General features: G+C 53.4%; 20 protein-coding genes. 14 read left to right on the forward strand and 6 right to left on the reverse strand.

Annotation, left to right across the window (positions count from 1 at the left end; genetic code table 11):
* The first annotated feature begins 20 nt into the window (after nt 1–20).
* The 8 genes from mrdA (at nt 21) to lipA (ending at nt 8844) form a co-directional block, all read left to right on the forward strand.
* Nucleotides 21–1922, forward strand: a complete 1902-nt coding sequence (gene mrdA / locus HMPREF3178_RS16245; protein ID WP_004100158.1) for a peptidoglycan DD-transpeptidase MrdA — start codon at nt 21–23, stop codon at nt 1920–1922.
* Nucleotides 1922–3034 carry a peptidoglycan glycosyltransferase MrdB gene (mrdB, locus tag HMPREF3178_RS16250; protein WP_004100156.1) on the forward strand — a complete coding sequence of 371 codons (1113 nt, stop codon included), beginning with the start codon at nt 1922–1924 and terminating at the stop codon, nt 3032–3034. Before mrdA ends, mrdB begins: the two co-directional genes overlap by 1 nt.
* Nucleotides 3035–3044: 10 nt before the next feature.
* A complete protein-coding gene (gene rlpA, locus HMPREF3178_RS16255; RefSeq protein ID WP_004100155.1) occupies nt 3045–4145 on the forward strand; it encodes an endolytic peptidoglycan transglycosylase RlpA in 1101 nt (366 codons plus the stop codon).
* Between the two features lie 142 nt (nt 4146–4287).
* Complete coding sequence (gene dacA / locus HMPREF3178_RS16260; protein ID WP_004100154.1) at nt 4288–5487, forward strand: D-alanyl-D-alanine carboxypeptidase DacA; 1200 nt, start codon at nt 4288–4290, stop codon at nt 5485–5487.
* 106 nt (nt 5488–5593) lie between these two features.
* On the forward strand, nt 5594–5857 hold the full coding sequence (gene ybeD / locus HMPREF3178_RS16265; RefSeq protein ID WP_004100153.1) for a DUF493 family protein YbeD: 264 nt from the start codon (nt 5594–5596) through the stop codon (nt 5855–5857).
* A gap of 100 nt (nt 5858–5957) precedes the next feature.
* The gene (gene lipB, locus HMPREF3178_RS16270) at nt 5958–6602 is read left to right on the forward strand and encodes a lipoyl(octanoyl) transferase LipB (RefSeq protein WP_016809088.1); all 645 of its coding nucleotides are present in this window, start codon (nt 5958–5960) and stop codon (nt 6600–6602) included.
* A 135-nt stretch (nt 6603–6737) separates the two neighbouring features.
* Entirely contained in the window at nt 6738–7691 is a 954-nt protein-coding gene (locus HMPREF3178_RS16275; protein ID WP_017146358.1) for a YbeF family transcriptional regulator, read from the forward strand.
* Between the two features lie 187 nt (nt 7692–7878).
* Nucleotides 7879–8844, forward strand: a complete 966-nt coding sequence (lipA, locus tag HMPREF3178_RS16280; RefSeq protein WP_004100150.1) for a lipoyl synthase — start codon at nt 7879–7881, stop codon at nt 8842–8844.
* 224 nt (nt 8845–9068) lie between these two features.
* Here the strand turns inward: lipA and tatE are convergent, their stop codons facing one another.
* Both tatE and HMPREF3178_RS16290 read right to left on the reverse strand, forming a co-directional pair.
* On the reverse strand, nt 9069–9272 hold the full coding sequence (gene tatE, locus HMPREF3178_RS16285) for a twin-arginine translocase subunit TatE (protein WP_004100149.1): 204 nt from the start codon (nt 9270–9272) through the stop codon (nt 9069–9071).
* Nucleotides 9273–9399: 127 nt separating this feature from the next.
* Nucleotides 9400–10188 carry a deaminated glutathione amidase gene (locus HMPREF3178_RS16290; protein ID WP_004100148.1) on the reverse strand — a complete coding sequence of 263 codons (789 nt, stop codon included), beginning with the start codon at nt 10186–10188 and terminating at the stop codon, nt 9400–9402.
* Between the two features lie 91 nt (nt 10189–10279).
* On the opposite strand from HMPREF3178_RS16290, the gene crcB reads away from it, so the two are divergent.
* Complete coding sequence (gene crcB, locus HMPREF3178_RS16295; protein WP_004100147.1) at nt 10280–10663, forward strand: fluoride efflux transporter CrcB; 384 nt, start codon at nt 10280–10282, stop codon at nt 10661–10663.
* 57 nt (nt 10664–10720) lie between these two features.
* On the opposite strand, the gene cspE is transcribed toward crcB, so the two are convergent.
* Complete coding sequence (gene cspE / locus HMPREF3178_RS16300; RefSeq protein WP_004100146.1) at nt 10721–10930, reverse strand: transcription antiterminator/RNA stability regulator CspE; 210 nt, start codon at nt 10928–10930, stop codon at nt 10721–10723.
* A gap of 195 nt (nt 10931–11125) precedes the next feature.
* Nucleotides 11126–11701 (reverse strand): lipid IV(A) palmitoyltransferase PagP, encoded by a 576-nt coding sequence (gene pagP / locus HMPREF3178_RS16305; protein ID WP_160887563.1) that lies wholly within the window; start codon nt 11699–11701, stop codon nt 11126–11128.
* Between the two features lie 292 nt (nt 11702–11993).
* Between pagP and dcuC the strand changes: the two genes are divergently transcribed.
* From dcuC to uspG, 4 genes are all read left to right on the forward strand, one after another.
* Complete coding sequence (gene dcuC / locus HMPREF3178_RS16315; RefSeq protein ID WP_004100144.1) at nt 11994–13367, forward strand: anaerobic C4-dicarboxylate transporter DcuC; 1374 nt, start codon at nt 11994–11996, stop codon at nt 13365–13367.
* A 92-nt stretch (nt 13368–13459) separates the two neighbouring features.
* On the forward strand, nt 13460–14254 hold the full coding sequence (gene rna / locus HMPREF3178_RS16320; RefSeq protein ID WP_017146359.1) for a ribonuclease I: 795 nt from the start codon (nt 13460–13462) through the stop codon (nt 14252–14254).
* A 155-nt stretch (nt 14255–14409) separates the two neighbouring features.
* On the forward strand, nt 14410–14820 hold the full coding sequence (rnk, locus tag HMPREF3178_RS16325) for a nucleoside diphosphate kinase regulator (RefSeq protein ID WP_004100142.1): 411 nt from the start codon (nt 14410–14412) through the stop codon (nt 14818–14820).
* A 199-nt stretch (nt 14821–15019) separates the two neighbouring features.
* Nucleotides 15020–15448, forward strand: a complete 429-nt coding sequence (uspG, locus tag HMPREF3178_RS16330) for a universal stress protein UspG (RefSeq protein ID WP_004100140.1) — start codon at nt 15020–15022, stop codon at nt 15446–15448.
* Between the two features lie 77 nt (nt 15449–15525).
* Here uspG and ahpF read toward each other — a convergent pair whose 3' ends face one another.
* On the reverse strand, nt 15526–17091 hold the full coding sequence (ahpF, locus tag HMPREF3178_RS16335; RefSeq protein WP_004100138.1) for an alkyl hydroperoxide reductase subunit F: 1566 nt from the start codon (nt 17089–17091) through the stop codon (nt 15526–15528).
* Between the two features lie 244 nt (nt 17092–17335).
* Complete coding sequence (gene ahpC, locus HMPREF3178_RS16340; protein ID WP_002894394.1) at nt 17336–17899, reverse strand: alkyl hydroperoxide reductase subunit C; 564 nt, start codon at nt 17897–17899, stop codon at nt 17336–17338.
* Between the two features lie 403 nt (nt 17900–18302).
* Between ahpC and dsbG the strand changes: the two genes are divergently transcribed.
* Entirely contained in the window at nt 18303–19049 is a 747-nt protein-coding gene (gene dsbG, locus HMPREF3178_RS16345) for a thiol:disulfide interchange protein DsbG (protein ID WP_017146361.1), read from the forward strand.
* The last annotated feature ends 81 nt before the right edge of the window (nt 19050–19130 follow it).

Below are 19130 nucleotides of genomic sequence, written 5' to 3' on the forward strand. Positions count from 1 at the left end.
CAGGGTAGACTAAGCAGCGAATGAAATTACAGAATTCTTTCCGCGACTATTCGGCTGAATCCTCGCTGTTCGTGCGCCGGGCGCTGGTCGCTTTTTTGGGGATTTTGCTGCTTACCGGCGTACTGATCGCCAACCTTTATAACGTGCAGATTGTGCGTTATACCGACTATCAAACGCGTTCAAACGAAAACCGCATTAAACTGGTCCCGATTCCGCCGAGCCGCGGCATTATCTACGATCGCAACGGCACGCCGCTGGCGCTTAACCGCACGATTTACCAGCTGGAGATGATGCCGGAGAAGGTCGACAACGTTCAGCAAACGCTGGATGCGCTGCGCGACGTTATCGATCTCACCGATGACGATGTGGCGAACTTTAAAAAAGAGCGCGCCCGCTCGCATCGTTTTACCTCCATTCCGGTCAAAGTTAACCTCAGCGAAGTGCAGGTTGCCCGTTTCGCGGTCAACCAGTACCGCTTTCCCGGGGTGGAAGTTAAAGGCTATAAGCGCCGCTACTATCCCTATAACTCCGCTCTGACCCACGTTATCGGCTACGTCTCTAAAATTAACGATAAAGACGTCGATCGCCTGGATAAAGAGGGCAAGCTGGCAAATTACGCCTCCACGCACGATATCGGCAAGCTGGGGATCGAGCGCTACTACGAAGATGTCCTGCACGGGCAAACCGGCTATGAAGAGGTTGAAGTGAACAACCGCGGCCGCGTGATTCGTCAGCTCAAAGAGGTGCCCCCGCAGGCCGGGCGCGATATCTATTTAACGCTCGACCTTAAGCTCCAGCAGTATATTGAAACCCTGCTCGCCGGCAGCCGCGCGGCGGTCGTCGTCACTGACCCGCGAACCGGCGCTATCCTCGCGCTGGTTTCGACGCCAAGCTACGACCCTAATCTGTTCGTTGACGGTATTTCCAGCAAGGATTACTCCGGACTCCTCAACGATCCTAATACGCCGCTGGTCAACCGCGCGACCCAGGGCGTTTACCCGCCGGCTTCGACGGTTAAGCCATACGTTGCGGTCTCAGCGCTCAGCGCCGGGGTCATAACCCGCAACACCAGCCTGTTTGACCCCGGCTGGTGGCAGCTTCCCGGCTCGGAAAAACGCTACCGTGACTGGAAAAAGTGGGGCCACGGCCATCTGAATGTCACCAAAGCGCTGGAAGAGTCCGCCGATACCTACTTCTATCAGGTTGCCTATGATATGGGCATCGACCGCCTGTCTGAGTGGATGGGTAAATTCGGCTACGGCCACTATACCGGCGTTGACCTGGCGGAAGAGCGCTCCGGTAATATGCCGACTCGCGAATGGAAGCTCAAGCGCTTCAAGAAACCGTGGTACCAGGGCGATACCATCCCGGTCGGGATCGGACAGGGCTACTGGACCGCAACGCCTATTCAGATGAACAAGGCGCTGATGATCCTGATTAACGACGGAGTAGTTAAAGTACCGCATCTGCTGCAAAGCACGGTGGAAGACGGTAAACCGGTGCCCTGGGTTCAGCCGCATGAACCGCCGGTCGGAGACATTCACTCTGGCTTTTGGGAAATCGCTAAAGACGGGATGTATGGCGTAGCCAACCGAGGCAACGGTACCGCGCATAAATACTTTGCCAGCGCACCTTATAAAATCGCGGCCAAGTCGGGTACCGCCCAGGTCTTTGGCCTGAAAGCCAATGAGACCTATAACGCACACAGAATCGCCGAACGCCTGCGTGACCATAAACTGATGACGGCGTTTGCCCCTTACAACAACCCCCAGGTTGCCGTAGCCATTATTCTTGAGAACGGCGGCGCAGGTCCGGCAGTCGGTACCATTATGCGTCAGATTCTCGATCATATAATGCTGGGCGATAACAACACCAATCTGCCGACTGAAAATCCGGCGGTAACGGCTGGGGAGGATCAATAATGACTGATAATCCGAACAAAAAATCGCTATGGGATAAAATCCACCTCGATCCCACCATGCTGCTTATCCTGCTGGCGCTGCTGACCTACAGCGCGCTGGTTATCTGGAGCGCCAGCGGTCAGGATATGGGCATGATGGAGCGTAAAATCGGCCAGATCGCTATGGGGATTGTTATTATGATCGTCATGGCGCAAATCCCGCCGCGGGTCTATGAAGGCTGGGCGCCCTATCTCTATATTTTCTGTATTATTCTGCTGGTGGCGGTTGATGCCTTCGGCGCCATTTCCAAAGGGGCGCAGCGCTGGCTGGATCTCGGCATCGTTCGCTTCCAGCCGTCGGAAATCGCTAAAATAGCCGTACCGCTGATGGTGGCGCGCTTTATCAACCGCGACGTGTGTCCGCCATCGCTGAAAAATACCGCCATTGCGCTGGTGCTGATTTTCCTGCCCACGCTGCTGGTCGCCGCGCAGCCTGACCTCGGAACCTCGATTCTGGTCGCCCTGTCCGGTCTGTTTGTCCTGTTTCTCTCTGGCCTGAGCTGGCGTCTGATTGGTATTGCGGTGGTGCTGGTCGCCGCCTTTATTCCAATCCTCTGGTTCTTCCTGATGCATGACTATCAGCGCCAGCGCGTAATGATGCTGCTCGACCCGGAAACCGATCCGCTCGGCGCGGGTTACCACATTATTCAATCAAAGATCGCTATCGGCTCCGGCGGGTTGCGCGGTAAAGGCTGGCTGCACGGTACCCAGTCGCAGCTGGAGTTTCTGCCAGAACGCCATACCGACTTTATCTTTGCGGTACTGGCGGAAGAACTGGGGCTGATTGGCGTACTGATCCTGCTGGCGCTGTATATACTGCTTATCATGCGCGGACTCTGGATCGCCGCCCAGGCGCAAACCACCTTTGGCCGAGTGATGGCCGGTGGTTTAATGTTGATTTTATTCGTTTATGTCTTCGTAAATATTGGTATGGTAAGTGGTATTTTACCGGTGGTGGGGGTACCTTTGCCGCTGGTCAGCTACGGGGGCTCTGCCCTAATCGTATTGATGGCCGGGTTTGGTATCGTCATGTCGATCCATACTCACAGAAAAATGTTGTCGAAAAGCGTGTAAGGGGTTCGCGATGCGTAAGCAATGGCTGGGGATCTGCATAGCAGCAGGGCTGCTGGCGGCATGTTCGGGTGAAGACGTTCAACAGAAAACGGTCAGCACTCCACAGCCGGCCGTTTGCAATGGCCCAACGGTGGAGATTAGCGGCGCCGATCCGCAGTACGAAACGCCTAACGCCACGGCGAATCAGGATTATGAACGCGACGGCAAAAGCTACAAAATCGTTCAGGATCCGTCCAACTTTACCCAGGCCGGTTTCGCCGCTATCTACGACGCCGAGCCCAACAGCAATCTGACCGCATCGGGAGAAGCGTTCGATCCTACGCAGCTCACCGCTGCCCATCCTACGCTGCCGATCCCAAGCTACGCGCGGATCACCAACCTGGCGAACGGCCGCATGATCGTCGTGCGCATCAACGATCGCGGGCCTTACGGTAACGATCGCGTGATCTCACTGTCGCGCGCCTCAGCCGATCGTCTGAATACATCAAATAATACCAAAGTACGTATCGACCCTATCATCGTCGCACCGGACGGCTCGCTTTCCGGGCCGGGCATGGCCTGTACGACGGTAGCCAAACAGACCTACGCCCTGCCGGCGCGCCCGAATCTTGACGGCGACGGCAGCGCGGCGATGGGGCAACCCGCGCCAACTGACGTGCACGCCATCAGCAACGCAACGCTGAAGCCGGAAGATAGCACCGGCGCACCGGTCAACAGCGGCGGTTTTCTCGGCGCGCCGACGCCGCTGAATAACGGTGTGCTGGAAGGCAGCGAGCCCGTGGTGCAAACCGCGCCGGTTACCGCGCCGGGTTCTGTTCAGGGAAGCGTAGCGCCCGCCGCCGTCGCGACCGCAGCAGTGACGCCAGCCGCAGCGGCAAGCGCCAACGGCGATTTCGTCGTACAGGTCGGCGCCGTCAGCGACCAGTCCCGTGCGCAACAGTACCAGCAGCGTCTGAGTCAGCAATTTTCCGTTCCGGGCCGCGTCATGCAAAACGGCGCGGTATGGCGTATTCAGCTTGGCCCATTCAGCAGCAAAGCGGAGGCCAGCACGATCCAACAGCGCCTGCAAAGCGAAGCTCAGCTGCAATCATTTATAACTCGCGCCAACTAAAGGCATTGGTCCAGCCGCCCGGTTCATTGCGTATGACAAAGTCATTAACAAAGTCGTACGCAATGTCGGATGCTGGTTCGTAGTGCATTTGTTATAGTAAGGCACTTTTTTTAACTCCATCACGGATGCCGTTGTTCAGACCATGAAGACCTCTTTTACCGCTCGTTTACTCGTTACGGCGCTCTCCGTGGCAGCGCTGTCCTCCGCTGCCCGCGCCGATGACCTGAATATCAAAACTATGATCCCAGGCGCCCCGCAGATTGACGCCGAATCCTGGATTCTTATCGATTACAACTCAGGCAAAGTGCTGGCGGAAAACAACGCTGACTCCCGTCGCGACCCGGCAAGCCTGACTAAAATGATGACCAGCTATGTCATTGGTCAGGCCATGAAAGCGGGCAAATTTAAAGAGTCCGACCTGGTCACCGTAGGCAACGACGCGTGGGCAACCGGTAATCCGGTGTTCAAAGGTTCTTCGCTGATGTTCCTCAAACCGGGTATGCAGGTGCCGGTATCCCAGCTGATCCGCGGTATCAACCTGCAGTCGGGCAACGATGCCTGCGTGGCGATGGCCGACTACGTCGCCGGTAGCCAGGACGCCTTCGTCAGCCTGATGAACAACTACGTTAACGCGCTGGGCCTGAAGAACACCCATTTCCAGACCGTTCACGGCCTGGATGCCGATGGTCAGTTCAGCTCAGCGCGCGACATGGCGCTGATTGGCCAGGCGCTGATTCGCGATGTTCCAAACGAATACACCATCTACAAAGAGAAAGAGTTTACCTTCAACGGTATTCGTCAGCTCAACCGCAACGGCCTGCTGTGGGATAACAGCCTCAACGTCGACGGCATTAAAACCGGCCACACGGATAAAGCGGGCTACAACCTCGTGGCATCGGCAACTGAAGGCCAGATGCGCCTCATCTCCGCCGTGATGGGCGGTCGTACCTATAAAGGACGCGAGTCCGAAAGCAAAAAGCTGCTGACCTGGGGCTTTCGCTTCTTTGAAACCGTTAACCCGATTAAAGCCGGTAAAGAATTCGCCTCTGAACCTGCCTGGTTCGGCGATAGCGATCGCGCCTCTCTCGGCGTGGATAAAGACGTTTATCTGACGATTCCTCGCGGTCGGATGAAAGATCTGAAAGCCAGCTACGTGCTGAATAATGCCGAGCTGCACGCGCCGCTGCAGAAAAACCAGGTTGTGGGCACCATTAACTTCCAGCTTGATGGCAAAACCATCGATCAGCGTCCGCTGGTGGTCCTGCAGGAAATCCCGGAAGGCAATTTCTTCGGTAAAATCATTGATTACATTAAATTAATGTTCCATCACTGGTTTGGTTAAAAACCGAACGCTTGAAAGTGTGATTTACATCCCCATATACTAGATATCCTGATAACTCCCACACGTCGTGGGAGTTATTATTTTTTGTTGTAACACCGGAGCTGACATGAAAACCAAACTTAACGAACTGCTTGAATTCCCTACCCCATTTACTTACAAAGTAATGGGACAGGCGTTGCCGGAGCTGGTTGACCAGGTGGTTGAAGTGGTACAGCGCCATGCACCAGGTGATTACTCTCCGACGGTAAAACCCAGCAGCAAAGGCAACTACCACTCTGTCTCTATTACCATCAATGCAACCCATATTGAGCAGGTAGAAACTCTCTACGAAGAGCTGGGCAATATTGAAATCGTTCGGATGGTGCTGTAAATCTCTTCCCCTGACCCGGCGTCCACGCCGGGTCATTCTCGCTTTCTTGCTGTGATATACTTTCCCACTCAAATCATTCTCTCTCTGCGGAGACGTTGTTTTGCAGCACAATAAAATTCTCATCCGCCAGCTCGGCCTGCAACCTTACGAACCTGTCTCGCAGGCAATGCACGAGTTTACCGACACCCGCGACGAGACTACGCTGGATGAAATCTGGCTGGTAGAGCACCATCCCGTATTCACTCAGGGGCAGGCAGGCAAAGCCGAACATGTTCTCGTTCCCGGCGAAATCCCGGTAATTCAGAGCGATCGCGGGGGGCAGGTCACCTATCACGGTCCCGGCCAGCAGGTGATGTACGTTCTGCTGAACCTGAAACGCCGTAAGCTGGGGGTGCGCGAGCTGGTCACGCTTCTGGAGCAAACCGTCGTGAACACCCTGGCGGAATATGACATCGAATCACACCCGCGCGCCGATGCTCCCGGCGTCTACGTGGGCGATCGGAAAATCTGCTCTCTGGGTCTGCGCATTCGTAGAGGTTGCTCATTCCACGGCCTGGCGCTAAATATCAACATGGATCTGTCGCCGTTCCTGAGAATTAACCCCTGCGGCTATGCCGGAATGGAGATGACGCAGATGCGTCAGTGGCAGCCAGATGCCCAGCCGGAAAACGTATCGCCACATTTGGTCGCTCATCTGCTGGCGCTCCTGAACGATCCGCCCTCGGAATACATTTTATCCCGCTAGCCATCACGTCCCGTTGCCGCGGGACGTCTCGTTTTTCCTCGGGCCGGATTAAGCCTTTTATTTGCAATCTATCATCACTAATAAAATAAATGTGACCGCTATAATGGTGCTAATTATCACTAGCGGAAATAAAGAGTGGACGACAATAACTCTCAGGCAGAATCAGGCGATCGGCTTGACGATCGCCACGGTCGGCAGATGTTTCGCATTCTGCGTACGATAGACCTCAATTTACTCACTATTTTTGAAGCGGTTTACGTCCATAAAGGCATCGTTAACGCGGCAAAGGTACTCAATATCACGCCGTCGGCGATAAGCCAGTCAATCAACAAGCTGCGCGCGCTCTTCCCTGACCCGCTATTTATTCGTAAGGGACAGGGCGTGACCCCCACGGCCTACGCTACGCATCTGCATAAGCATATTAGTCAGGGGATGGAGGCGTTTCTCAACGCGCTGGATCTCACCGGCAATACGCAGCGGGAGCGGGTGATAACGATTGCCACTTCCCCGGCTATTGGCGCGTTAATCATGCCGGTTATCACCCAAAAACTGCGGGCCGTCTTTCCCCAGATACTGCTGCACAATATCGCTATCAACGACGCAGTCAGTCAGCTAAACCAGCGTCAGGTGGACCTGCTTATCGACAGCTATCCCCACAGCGGGCAGACGATTACGCACCATGTGCTTTACCAGGACAGCGTGCACATCTTCTGCCGGGCAGGACATCCGGCTCTCGCCTTGCCTGCAACCGCAGATAATCTTAGTCAATATGAATTCGCTCTGCTGCAGCCAGAGGGGCAGCGCTACACCACCATCCTGCGTCGCCTGCAGGAACACCTCGGCGAACGCCGCTGCGGTTTTAGTAGCTACAATCTGTTAACTCAGGCGGCGCTGGTCAGCGAAAGCGATATGCTGGGGCTGATAACTTCCGGGATGTTTTCTCTGGTTGACAGAATATGGCCTTTGAAAATGATCGACTTCGCCCCTCTGCGCGAAGAAAAAATTGATATTGCGTTGCACTATAACAAGCTCAGCGCGCAGGAACCCTTGTTGAAAGAGATCGTCGGGACAATTCGTCAGACTTTCTAGTCGATAAGGCACGTGTGGGAAAAGCATAAAACAACAACTATTTTACAATTTGCCCGGCAAGCAGGCTGCTTTATGCCCCGTATCAATGATATACTGCCTGCGTTTAATTCAAAAATAGTTGATAAATGCAACATTTACTTGAATTGATTCGCTTTCCTTCGTCACTCGCAACTGGAACACGCACGCTATGAGTAAACCCATTGTGATGGAACGCGGTGTTAAATACCGCGATGCCGATAAAATGGCCCTTATCCCGGTGAAAAACGTGGCAACTGAGCGTGAAGCTCTGCTCAGAAAACCGGAATGGATGAAAATCAAACTTCCGGCTGACTCGTCCCGTATCCAGGGGATCAAGGCAGCGATGCGTAAGAACGGCCTGCACTCCGTGTGCGAAGAAGCCTCTTGCCCTAACCTCGCGGAATGTTTTAACCACGGAACGGCGACCTTTATGATCCTGGGCGCCATCTGCACCCGCCGTTGCCCGTTCTGCGATGTTGCCCACGGACGCCCGATAACGCCGGACGCCAATGAGCCGCAAAAGCTGGCGCAAACCATCGCCGATATGGCGCTGCGCTATGTGGTTGTAACCTCCGTGGACCGCGACGATCTGCGCGATGGCGGCGCTCAGCATTTTGCCGACTGCATCAGCGCGATTCGTGAAAAAAGCCCGACGATCAAAATTGAAACTCTGGTGCCGGACTTCCGCGGCCGTATGGATCGTGCGCTGGAGATCCTCCAGGCCACGCCGCCGGACGTGTTTAACCATAACCTGGAAAACGTTCCGCGCCTCTATCGTCAGGTTCGCCCTGGCGCCGACTACAACTGGTCCCTGAAGCTGCTGGAGCGCTTTAAAGAAGCGCACCCGGAGATCCCGACGAAATCGGGACTGATGGTGGGTTTAGGCGAAACGAATGCTGAAATCATTGAAGTCATGCGCGATCTGCGCCGCCACGGCGTGACGATGCTGACTTTAGGCCAGTATCTGCAGCCGAGCCGCCACCACCTGCCGGTACAGCGCTACGTGAGCCCGGATGAATTCGAAGAGATGAAAGCCGAAGCGATGGCGATGGGCTTTACCCACGCCGCCTGCGGACCCTTTGTTCGTTCGTCCTATCATGCCGACCTGCAGGCCAAAGGTATGGAAGTGAAGTAATTCCTGTTGCGACCGCGGCGTTATATTTGTAGCGCAGCGGTCTTTCCTGCCACTCATTTTGCTCGCCAATAATAAAACCCAACGCGGTAACAGTTAGTTGCATCTTTTTAAGCAAAATCCGTGCAGATGACAAAAAGAGGCCGCAGCGCTATCGCTGCGGCCTCTTTGCCGACGCGGTTTCCCCGTCGGTAGCGAGCCTCCTTCAGCGGGAAACTCGTCGCGAATTACTCTTTATGAGAGAGCTTCTGCGCCGGAGCCTCTTCGGCACTGGTCTTTTTCGCACTATCATCGTCATCGCTCATGGCTTTTTTGAAGCCTTTGATAGCCGAGCCCAGGTCTCCACCCAGCGTGCGTAACTTTTTGGTACCAAACACCAGGATAATCAGCGCTGCGACTACCAGCAGTTTGGTAATACTAATCTCACCCATAGCTAACCTTCTTCTCTAATACAAGCTGCGAATACGCCATCATACACGCATACAATTAACGGCTATTTGACGCGCGGACACAATAGCAATCTGTAACAAGGTGAATCAAGCCTTGTTTAAAAAAACGTCATAATAATTGCGGTGGCGCAAAGCGACGATTCTGCAGCACCGGCAGGCGCTCTCTTACCTGCTGAATATAATCGGTTGAAAGCTCCGCGAAAATCAGCTGCGGCTGCTCCCCTGCCCCGGCAATCGTCGTTCCTAAAGGATCGACAATTCGACTCTGACCAATATTACGCGTTCCGCACTCCCCCGCAGCGACAATATAGCAGGTGGTATCCAGCGCCCGTGCCGCCAGCAGAGTCGCCCAGTGATGCTCTTTCAGCGGCCCTTTTACCCACGCGGCGGGCAGGACAATAAGCTGCGCGCCGCTGAGCGCTAAGGATAGCGCCAGCTCAGGAAAGCGTAAATCGTAACAGGTCATTAACCCGACTCGCATCCCGTCGACCTCAATGAGCGGCGGAATTTGCTGACCGGCATCGACCAGCCGGGATTCCTGAATATTGAAAGCATCATACAAATGCAGTTTCTGATATTGCGCAATAATTTTCCCGTGACGTAACGCCACCAGCGTATTCGTTGCCCGCCCTTCTGCAGAAGGCACGTGCAGGGTCAGCACCGTCGTCAAGGGACTGTTTTCGCTTTCCGCCAGCAGAAGCTGTAAAAAACCGCCGTCCAGCTGCTGGGCGGACTTGACTGATAAATCCGCATCGGCGTCGTTTCGCGCCAGCAACGCCTCGGGTAGCACCAGAAGCGTTGCTCCGCGCTCCCCGGCCTGACGCATCATGCTCACGCAGGTCTGAGCATTGACCGTCCAGTCCGGCGTTACGGCAAATTGTCCGGCAGCAACAAGCATCTTTTCTCTCCCGTCAGGTAATTCATAGCCAGCAAGGTATTTCGCGCGCTACACTCGAAGTTTAGTCGCAATCAATAAGCAGAGAACAATCGTGTTGCAACTCCTTTTGGCTGTATTTCTTGGCGGCGGCACCGGCAGCGTTTTGCGCTGGTGGCTGGGTATGAAGTTTAACCCCATGCACCATGCTATCCCCATTGGTACTCTCACCGCTAACCTGCTAGGGGCATTTATTATCGGGGCCGGTCTGGCCTGGTTTAATCGCCTGACGGACGTCGATCCGATGTGGAAGCTACTCATCACTACCGGCTTTTGCGGCGGGTTGACCACCTTCTCCACATTTTCCGCTGAAGTGGTGTTTTTGCTGCAGCAGGGGCGCGTTAGCTGGGCGCTGCTGAACGTTTTCGTCAATCTGTTAGGTTCATTTGCCATGACGGCCGCTGCGTTCTGGCTGTTTTCGCAAGCCGCCAGCCGCTAGACGCAGGCAAAAAAAAACCCGCTGAGAGCGGGTTTTTATATTCTGCTGACGCGTTGCTTAGATAGGCATTACGTTTGCAGCAGAAGGGCCTTTGGCACCGTTAGTGATTTCGAACTCTACGCGCTGACCTTCAGCCAGAGTTTTGAAACCGTTGGACTGGATTGCAGAGAAATGTACGAATACATCTTTGCTGCCATCTTCCGGAGTAATGAAACCGAATCCTTTGGACTCATTAAACCACTTAACGTTACCTTTAATCTTAGACATCAAAATTACCTTTATATGAAAAAATCGACACTAATACTGTGTCGGGTATCAGTACACCAATTGTGGTACCTTTTGTCCAGCGCAACTTTGCTAAAAAGTGATAAAAGTCTCTATCTTTTTGGGCAGGGTTCACTTTAGTCTTTGTTTTTCCTCAAGACAGCCTGCTTATCTCTTTTATTGCTATGGAAAATCGCCTCAAAACTGAATGCGTGCCCATGCGAAGTAAACGTTTCCGTTGTTATAGGTGCCGGGAATATAGGTCATCTGGAAGGTGGCCGGGCCGTAGCCGATGGAAGCCAAAGGCAGCACTACCGGGATCGGGATATATTTCCAGTTGTCACGCGCCGTGACGCCGAGCGTATAGCCTAAGCCAAGATGGAAATTATCATCTGCCAAAGGACGCCAGGTCTTCTCCCAGCCATAGCCGCCGATGGGCTCCCACTTATTATAAGAATCCTTAAAAGCCATCAGATAGATGCCATGCCAGTTCCCTTTATCATCCCAGCGTGAAACGCCAAAACCGGCACCCCAGGGGCGCTCGTTGTACCTGTCGGTTTTCTCCTTGTCATAGGCAAAACGCGCATGCCAGGTCACCGCAGGGATATAAAGATCGTAGTGCTCAGGCTCATTCCAGGTCTGCGCAACGTTATCAGTCAGCGTGTTGTAACCATCGCGAAGCGTCGAGCTGAACGAAGCGTTAGCAGAAGTAGACGACAGCAGCAGCCCCAGGCACCCAAGAAAAAAACCTATAAATCGACGATGCATTAACACTTTTCTCTTACCAGTATCATTTTTTGAGCGGGTTAAAATAGCAAGGATAAGCTTAATACTTCCTTAACGAAATTAGGCAAACTCTTGATTTGCCCGCTACAAAAAATCTGAAAAACTCTCCGCGCGGTTTTGCCGGTTACGCCAGTAAAGCCCAACCATCCAGGGATTCTCATCGATTTATTGATTTGCATCAGCGAGTTTTGCCCGTTTTTTAGGCACATTCCCTCACTAAATTTTTCCTTCGCTTTATTTATCAGTAGATTCTTTGGGTTAATGGTTTAGGGGTTTAAGAATGCTTACGCTAGTAGAGATCCTGATTGGGATTGTGGTCATTGTGGGCGTCGCCCGCTATATCATTAAAGGTTATTCCGCCACCGGAGTGCTGTTCGTCGGTGGCTTAGTATTACTCATCGCCAGCGCGCTAATGGGGCATAAGATTTTACCTGGCGACGCAAAGAGCACCGGCTACTCTGCTACCGATATCGTTGAGTATATTAAGATACTGCTCATGAGCCGCGGCGGCGACCTCGGCATGATGATCATGATGCTCTGCGGTTTCGCCACCTATATGACGCATATTGGCGCCAACGATATGGTCGTCAAACTGGCCTCAAAACCGCTGCGCTATATTAACTCCCCTTATCTACTTATGATCGCTGCTTATTTCGTGGCCTGCCTGATGTCGCTGGCTGTTTCCTCAGCCACCGGCTTGGGCGTCCTGCTGATGGCCACGCTGTTCCCGGTCATGGTCAACGTTGGTATCAGCCGCGGCGCCGCCGCCGCAATCTGCGCCTCCCCGGCGGCGATTATTCTCTCACCGACTTCCGGCGACGTCGTGCTGGCCGCCAAAGCCGCCGAAATGCCGCTGATTGACTTTGCCTTTAAAACCACGCTGCCTATCTCTATCGTGGCGATTATCAGCATGGCGATTGCTCACTTCTTCTGGCAGCGCTATCTGGATAAGAAGGAAAACGTCGCGCATGAAATGCTTGATGTGAACGAGATCACCACCACCGCCCCTTCTTTCTACGCCATCCTGCCGTTTACGCCGATAATCGGGGTGCTGATTTTTGATGGCAAATGGGGTCCGGAGCTGCACATCATTACCATCCTCGTACTCTGCATGCTGCTGGCGGCAGTTCTGGAATTCTGCCGCGGCTTTAATACTAAAAATGTGTTTAATGGGCTGGAAGCGGCATATCGCGGGATGGCCGACGCCTTTGCCGGTGTGGTGATGCTGCTGGTCGCCGCTGGCGTCTTTGCGCAGGGGCTGAGCACCATTGGCTTTATTAACGGCCTGATCTCCATTGCAACTTCTTTCGGCTCCGCCAGTATTATTCTGATGCTGGTACTGGTCATTCTGACCATGCTGGCGGCGATGACCACAGGCTCTGGTAATGCCCCCTTCTATGCTTTCGTTGAGATGATCCCGAAGCTGGCGCACTCGTCCGGCATTAACCCGGCTTATCTTTCGATCCCGATGCTGCAGGCGTCTAACCTTGGCCGAACCATTTCTCCGGTCTCCGGCGTCGTGGTCGCCGTGGCCGGTATGGCAAAAATTTCGCCGTTCGAAGTGGTGAAACGCACCTCTGTCCCGGTACTGGTTGGTTTATTAGTGGTTATTATCGCCACCGAAGTCCTCGTTCCCGGTAGCGCAATCCGCTAACGCTGAAACCGTGTGAAAAGGCGCCTGCTGGCGCCTTTTTTATGCTTTAATAACTCAAAGTTATTAATGACCATTCGTCATCAGGAATAAAAATGTTCAGGAAGGATTTCGTCGCTCTCGCTCTTTTGCTAAGCGCTCCTCAGGTCAGCGCCGATCCGCTGATCGCAACGCAATACGGCGATTTCGATCGCTACGTGCTGGCCCTCTCCTGGCAAACGGGGTTTTGCCAGAGTATGCAGGACCGAAACCGCAGCGAGCCGGAAGAGTGCCGCCTGCAGCAGGAACCAGACAACAAAGCCGATTTTCTCACCGTTCACGGCTTGTGGCCAGGCCTGCCCAAATCTATCGCCGCGCGCGGAGTGGACGAACGCCGCTGGATGCGTTTTGGCTGCGCGACCCGCCCTGTTCCCAATATGCCTGAAGCGAAAGCCGGGCAAAAATGTCGGGCGGCTGAAACCGGCCTTTCGCTGGAAATGGCGAATAAGCTTAACGGCGTGATGCCGGGATCCGGCGGCAATTCATGTCTTGAGCGTTATGAATACGCCAAGCACGGGGTTTGTTTTGGTTTCGATCCTGACAGTTATTTCGGCACCATGGTGCGCCTGAACGGCGAGATTAAACAAAGCCCCCTTGGTCATTTCCTGGCCAGTCACTATGGGCAGACCGTTAGCCGGGATGATTTCAACGCCGCGGTCGCAGAGGCCTATGGAAATCAGAACGTTAAGGCTTTCAAGTTAACCTGTAACGGCAATCCCGCCTATCTGACCGAGATGCAAATTTCCATCAAAGCGGCGGCCATCAACGCGCCTCTCGCGGTAAATTCATTCTTACCTCAGCCTCATCCCGGGAACTGCGGTAAACAATTTCTGCTGGATAAAGCCGGCTAAGTTTCATACGGTTTAACTATTGTTCGTTGATGAATGTGCGTTTAATCACTTCAAACCATCCGCAAGTCTCAGTATGATGAGAGAACATTAACCCTTGCCATTTTCGGTGAGGGTTTTCTTTTAAGGACAGGTTCCTGGATAACATGGAGTATGAGATGACCAGACCCGCAATCATCATTAATGAACTGGATGCAGAACGCATCGACAGGCTGCTGGAACAACCGGCATTCGCTAACTCGCCGGTAGCGGGCGCACTGAACGACGAGCTTGACCGCGCGCAGATGCTGGCTCCGGAAGCCATGCCGCATGATGTTGTCAGCATGAATAGCCAGGTGAGATTCCGCGATTTAACCACCGGCGAAGAGCGCATCCGCACGCTGGTTTTCCCGGCTCAGGTGACCGATAGCGCCACCCAGCTCTCGGTTATGGCGCCGGTTGGCGCAGCGTTGCTGGGGCTCAAGGTCGGCAGCGCCATTCACTGGGAGTTGCCCGGCGGCACCTCAACGCATCTTGAAGTGCTGGAACTGCTATACCAGCCGGAGGCCGCAGGCGATTTTCACCGTTAATCTCCCCGCTGCCTGAAGCGTTTCGCGCTTTATCCAGAGGATGTCGCTACATCCTCTTTCTGCACCTTCTCCTCCACGCCTCTCTTTTGACAAACTTTTACGCCGCCCTCTAACCGATCTGACAATTTTGCGACCTGAATGGCACAATATTTTCCTATAATGTGTTGATATAAAAGCAGACGAACAAGGAGGAATGCATATGTATAAAACAATCATTATGCCCGTTGATGTCTTTGAAATGGAGTTAAGCGATAAAGCCGTTCGCCATGCGGAGTTTTTAGCCCAGCAGGACGGGGTTATCCATCTTCTCCACGTACTGCCCGGTTCATCAAGCTTTACCATGAGCCGGTTTACCGCCGATCTGCGCCGCTTTGAAGAGCATTTGCAGCATGAAGCAGAAACGCGCCTGAAAACAATGGCCGGGCATTTCAGCATTGACCCGTCGCGAATCAAAATGCACGTTCGCTTTGGCAACGTGCGCGATATGGTCAATGAACTGGCCAATGAAATTAAAGCCGACGTAGTGGTGATAGGCTCGCGTAATCCGTCTATCAGCACGCATCTGCTCGGCTCCAATGCCTCAAGCGTGATCCGCCATGCGCATATTCCGGTGATGGTGGTGAGATAGCGTCAGAGAGCTAAAAAAAAGAGGCTACCCAGGGGTAGCCTCTTTGCTGTGCAGGTTCGGTCTTACTTTATTATGAATTATGCCGTTTTAGTGCGGATCAGATAATCAAACGCGCTCAGAGACGCTTTTGCACCTTCGCCGGTGGCGATAATAATCTGCTTGTACGGTACGGTTGTGCAGTCCCCCGCCGCGAAGACGCCCTTCACGTTAGTTTCACATTTCGCATCAATGATGATTTCACCCATGCGGTTGCGCTCAATCGCCCCTTCCAGCCAGTTGGTATTCGGCAACAGGCCAATCTGTACAAAGATCCCCGCCAGCGCGACGTGATGCTCATCGCCGCTCACGCGGTCACGATACTGCAGGCCGGTCACTTTACTGCCGTCGCCCACCACTTCTGTGGTCTGGGCATTGAGGATAATATCGACGTTCTTCAGGCTGCGGACTTTATCCTGCAGAACCTGGTCGGCCTTCATTTCCGGCGCGAATTCAAGCAGCGTTACATGTTCAACAACGCCTGCCAGGTCGATGGCCGCTTCCACACCGGAGTTACCGCCGCCGATAACCGCCACGCGCTTACCTTTAAACAGCGGGCCGTCGCAGTGCGGACAGTAGGTTACGCCCTTCGTGCGATACTGATCTTCACCTGGAACGTTCATGTTACGCCATTTCGCACCGGTGGCAATGATAACGCTACGCGCTTTCAGCACCGCGCCGGAGGCGGTTTCAATCTGGTGCAATCCGCCTTCAACCGTCGCAGGAATCAGCCTGGAAGCGCTTTGAGAATCAATAACATCAACATCGTATTCGCTGACGTGCGCTTTTAATGCGCCAGCCAGTTTCTGACCTTCGGTCTTCGGTACCGAAATATAGTTTTCGATATCAACAGTATCCAGCACCTGGCCGCCGAAGCGTTCACCCATCAGACCGGTACGAATGCCTTTACGCGCTGAGTAAACGGCAGCCGCTGCGCCTGACGGGCCTGAGCCGACGATTAAGACATCATAGGATTCACGTTTATTCAGCTCTTCCGCCGCACGTTTTTCCGCACCGGTATCCACTTTGGCCACAATTTCAGTCAGCGTCATGCGACCCTGGCCAAACTCTTTACCGTTCATGAATACCGCCGGTACGCCCATCACGTTGCGTTCGGTGATTTCATTCTGATAAGTGCCGCCGTCAATCGCCGTGTGCTTGATACGCGGGTTCAGTACCGCCATCAGGTTCAACGCCTGAACCACATCCGGGCAGTTATGACATGAAAGTGAATAGTAGGTTTCAAATTCAAAATCACCGTCGATATTGCGGATCTGCTCCAGCAGGCTCTGGGCTTCTTTTGACGGATGGCCGCCGGTCCACAGCAGAGCCAGAACTAAAGAGGTGAATTCATGTCCCAGCGGAGAGCCGGCAAAGCGCGGCCCCTGGCTGGAGCCTGGGTTGGTAATGAGGAATGACGGCTTACGCACCGCCAGGCCGTTATCTTCTTTGAAGGTGACTTTATCTGACAGTTCAGCAATTTCAGCCAGCAGTTCCCTGATTTCTGCCGATTTAGCGCCGTCATCCAGCGTGGCAATCAGCTCAACAGGTTTGGTCAGCTTCTCAAGATAGGCCTTGAGCTGGGTTTTCATGTTGGTGTCGAGCATTTTTATCTCCTGGGCTTAAAACATCATCATGCAAGCGGCCTCGTTCAGGCAGCCTGAATGCGCTTGCATCATGGTGTTGGAATAAAACGGGCGCAGATGCGCCCAGATATTACTACGCAATTTCCTCAGCATTTCACGCAAGAGCAAGGCGGCTAGCCTGAGAATCCCCGGAAGCTTACCTCAGTAAGTGACCGGGGTGAGCAGGCGACGCCAACGCAGCAATTGCGTGAAAGGAGACGGAAATTTAGATTTTGCCGACCAGGTCCAGAGACGGAGCCAGAGTCGCTTCACCTTCTTTCCATTTAGCCGGGCAAACTTCGCCTGGGTGAGAAGCTACGTACTGAGCTGCTTTGATTTTACGCAGCAGGTCAGACGCGTCGCGGCCGATACCTTCAGCGGTAACTTCGATAGCCTGGATGATACCCTGCGGGTCAACAACGAAGGTTGCACGATCTGCCAGACCTTCATCTTCACGCATGTTGTCGAAGTTACGGGTCAGGGCGCCAGTCGGGTCGCCAATCATCGCATATTTGATTTTAGCGATGGTTTCAGAGCTGCTGTGCCACGCTTTGTGGGTGAAGTGGGTGTCGGTAGAGACGGAGTAAACGTCTACGCCCAGCTTCTGCAGTTCTTCATAATGATCTGCCACGTCGCCCAGTTCAGTCGGGCAAACGAAGGTGAAGTCAGCCGGGTAGAAGAAGAAGACGCTCCAGCGGCCTTCAGTATCTTTCTCGGTTACTTCGATGAATTCACCGTTTTTGAATGCCTGGTTTTTAAAAGGTTTGATTTTGGTATTAATTAAGGACATCTATACTTCCTCCGTGTTTTCGTTGAGGTCTAAGTTAACGAATTTTTCCTGACTCGACCAATGCGTTTGCATTATCGAATCAATAAGCGTTATCTAACAACCGGAACAAGACAACTTTGTGAACCTGTCAACGCGATGGCAAACTTCTGTCGCGTTTCGCATTATATGCGCTAAAAAGTAAAAAGGCCGCCCTCGCAGGCGGCCCCGTTACCTGAAACACCCGCAGGTAGGTTCAGCGCCAGTAGCTGGCAATGTGTTGCGCTCTACACCTTAATGTAACAGCTCAGGGATTACATCACCCACAGAACGAAAGGGCAATCCGCCCGGCCGCAGGTCTTACCTATGGCTGTAATAGGTTTTACCGCTACACTTACTCTTCTCTTTGATTTTACAAGGCATAATTATGTTAAAACGACTGTTCTTTCTGAGCTTATTACCTTTTTACTGCTCTGCAGAGGAGCTTCCCGCCCCCGTAAAAGCGATAGAAAAACAGGGAATTACCATTATTAAACCCTTCGAGGCGCCCGGAGGGATGAAAGGCTGGTTAGGGAAGTATCAGGATATGGGCGTCGCCATCTACCTCACGCCGGACGGCAAACACGCCATCTCGGGCTATATGTACGACGAAAGCGGTACTAATCTTAGTGAACAACTCTTCCAGCAAGAGCTCTATACCCCCGCGGGCCAGGAGATGTGGAAAAAGCTGGAAAGCGCTCGCTGGCTGCTTGACGGTAACGAAAACGCGCCGACGATTCTGTACGTTTTTGCCGATCCCTTCTGCCCCTACTGCCAACAGTTCTGGCAACAGGCTCGTCCGTGGGTAGAATCAGGGAAAGTTCAGCTGCGCACCCTGCTGGTTGGCGTCATAAAACCGGAAAGTCCCTCAGCCGCGGCGGCCATCCTGGCCAGCAAAGACCCGGCGAAAACCTGGCATCACTATGAGCAGTCTGGTGGCAAAACAGCGCTAAATATTCCCACCAGTATTCAGCCAGAGCAAATGAAGATACTTAATTTCAACCAACAGCTGATGGACGAACTCGGCGCCAGCGTCACCCCTGCTATTTATTACATGAATAAAGAAAATATGCTGCAACAAGCGATCGGGCTTCCAGATAAAGAAAAACTACAGATTATGATGGGGGCAAGATAAGCATTTATAAACTAACTCCTCCGCCGGGTTTAGCAGTACACAAAAGGATCTGGCGGAATGCGCCGCTGTAGTATATATTTA

Origin of the sequence: Klebsiella sp. HMSC09D12 (assembly GCF_001808475.1) — a bacterium.
Lineage (GTDB): Bacteria > Pseudomonadota > Gammaproteobacteria > Enterobacterales > Enterobacteriaceae > Klebsiella > Klebsiella oxytoca.

What these genes read in the sequence shown, in the direction of transcription:
- mrdA (WP_004100158.1), top strand. Translation starts at nt 21, where the DNA reads ATGAAATTACAGAATTCTTTCCGCGACTATTCGGCTGAATCCTCGCTG.
- mrdB (WP_004100156.1), top strand. Translation starts at nt 1,922, where the DNA reads ATGACTGATAATCCGAACAAAAAATCGCTATGGGATAAAATCCACCTC.
- rlpA (WP_004100155.1), top strand. Translation starts at nt 3,045, where the DNA reads ATGCGTAAGCAATGGCTGGGGATCTGCATAGCAGCAGGGCTGCTGGCG.
- dacA (WP_004100154.1), top strand. Translation starts at nt 4,288, where the DNA reads ATGAAGACCTCTTTTACCGCTCGTTTACTCGTTACGGCGCTCTCCGTG.
- ybeD (WP_004100153.1), top strand. Translation starts at nt 5,594, where the DNA reads ATGAAAACCAAACTTAACGAACTGCTTGAATTCCCTACCCCATTTACT.
- lipA (WP_004100150.1), top strand. Translation starts at nt 7,879, where the DNA reads ATGAGTAAACCCATTGTGATGGAACGCGGTGTTAAATACCGCGATGCC.
- tatE (WP_004100149.1), bottom strand. Translation starts at nt 9,272, where the DNA reads ATGGGTGAGATTAGTATTACCAAACTGCTGGTAGTCGCAGCGCTGATT.
- HMPREF3178_RS16290 (WP_004100148.1), bottom strand. Translation starts at nt 10,188, where the DNA reads ATGCTTGTTGCTGCCGGACAATTTGCCGTAACGCCGGACTGGACGGTC.
- cspE (WP_004100146.1), bottom strand. Translation starts at nt 10,930, where the DNA reads ATGTCTAAGATTAAAGGTAACGTTAAGTGGTTTAATGAGTCCAAAGGA.
- dcuC (WP_004100144.1), top strand. Translation starts at nt 11,994, where the DNA reads ATGCTTACGCTAGTAGAGATCCTGATTGGGATTGTGGTCATTGTGGGC.
- rna (WP_017146359.1), top strand. Translation starts at nt 13,460, where the DNA reads ATGTTCAGGAAGGATTTCGTCGCTCTCGCTCTTTTGCTAAGCGCTCCT.
- rnk (WP_004100142.1), top strand. Translation starts at nt 14,410, where the DNA reads ATGACCAGACCCGCAATCATCATTAATGAACTGGATGCAGAACGCATC.
- uspG (WP_004100140.1), top strand. Translation starts at nt 15,020, where the DNA reads ATGTATAAAACAATCATTATGCCCGTTGATGTCTTTGAAATGGAGTTA.
- ahpF (WP_004100138.1), bottom strand. Translation starts at nt 17,091, where the DNA reads ATGCTCGACACCAACATGAAAACCCAGCTCAAGGCCTATCTTGAGAAG.
- ahpC (WP_002894394.1), bottom strand. Translation starts at nt 17,899, where the DNA reads ATGTCCTTAATTAATACCAAAATCAAACCTTTTAAAAACCAGGCATTC.
- dsbG (WP_017146361.1), top strand. Translation starts at nt 18,303, where the DNA reads ATGTTAAAACGACTGTTCTTTCTGAGCTTATTACCTTTTTACTGCTCT.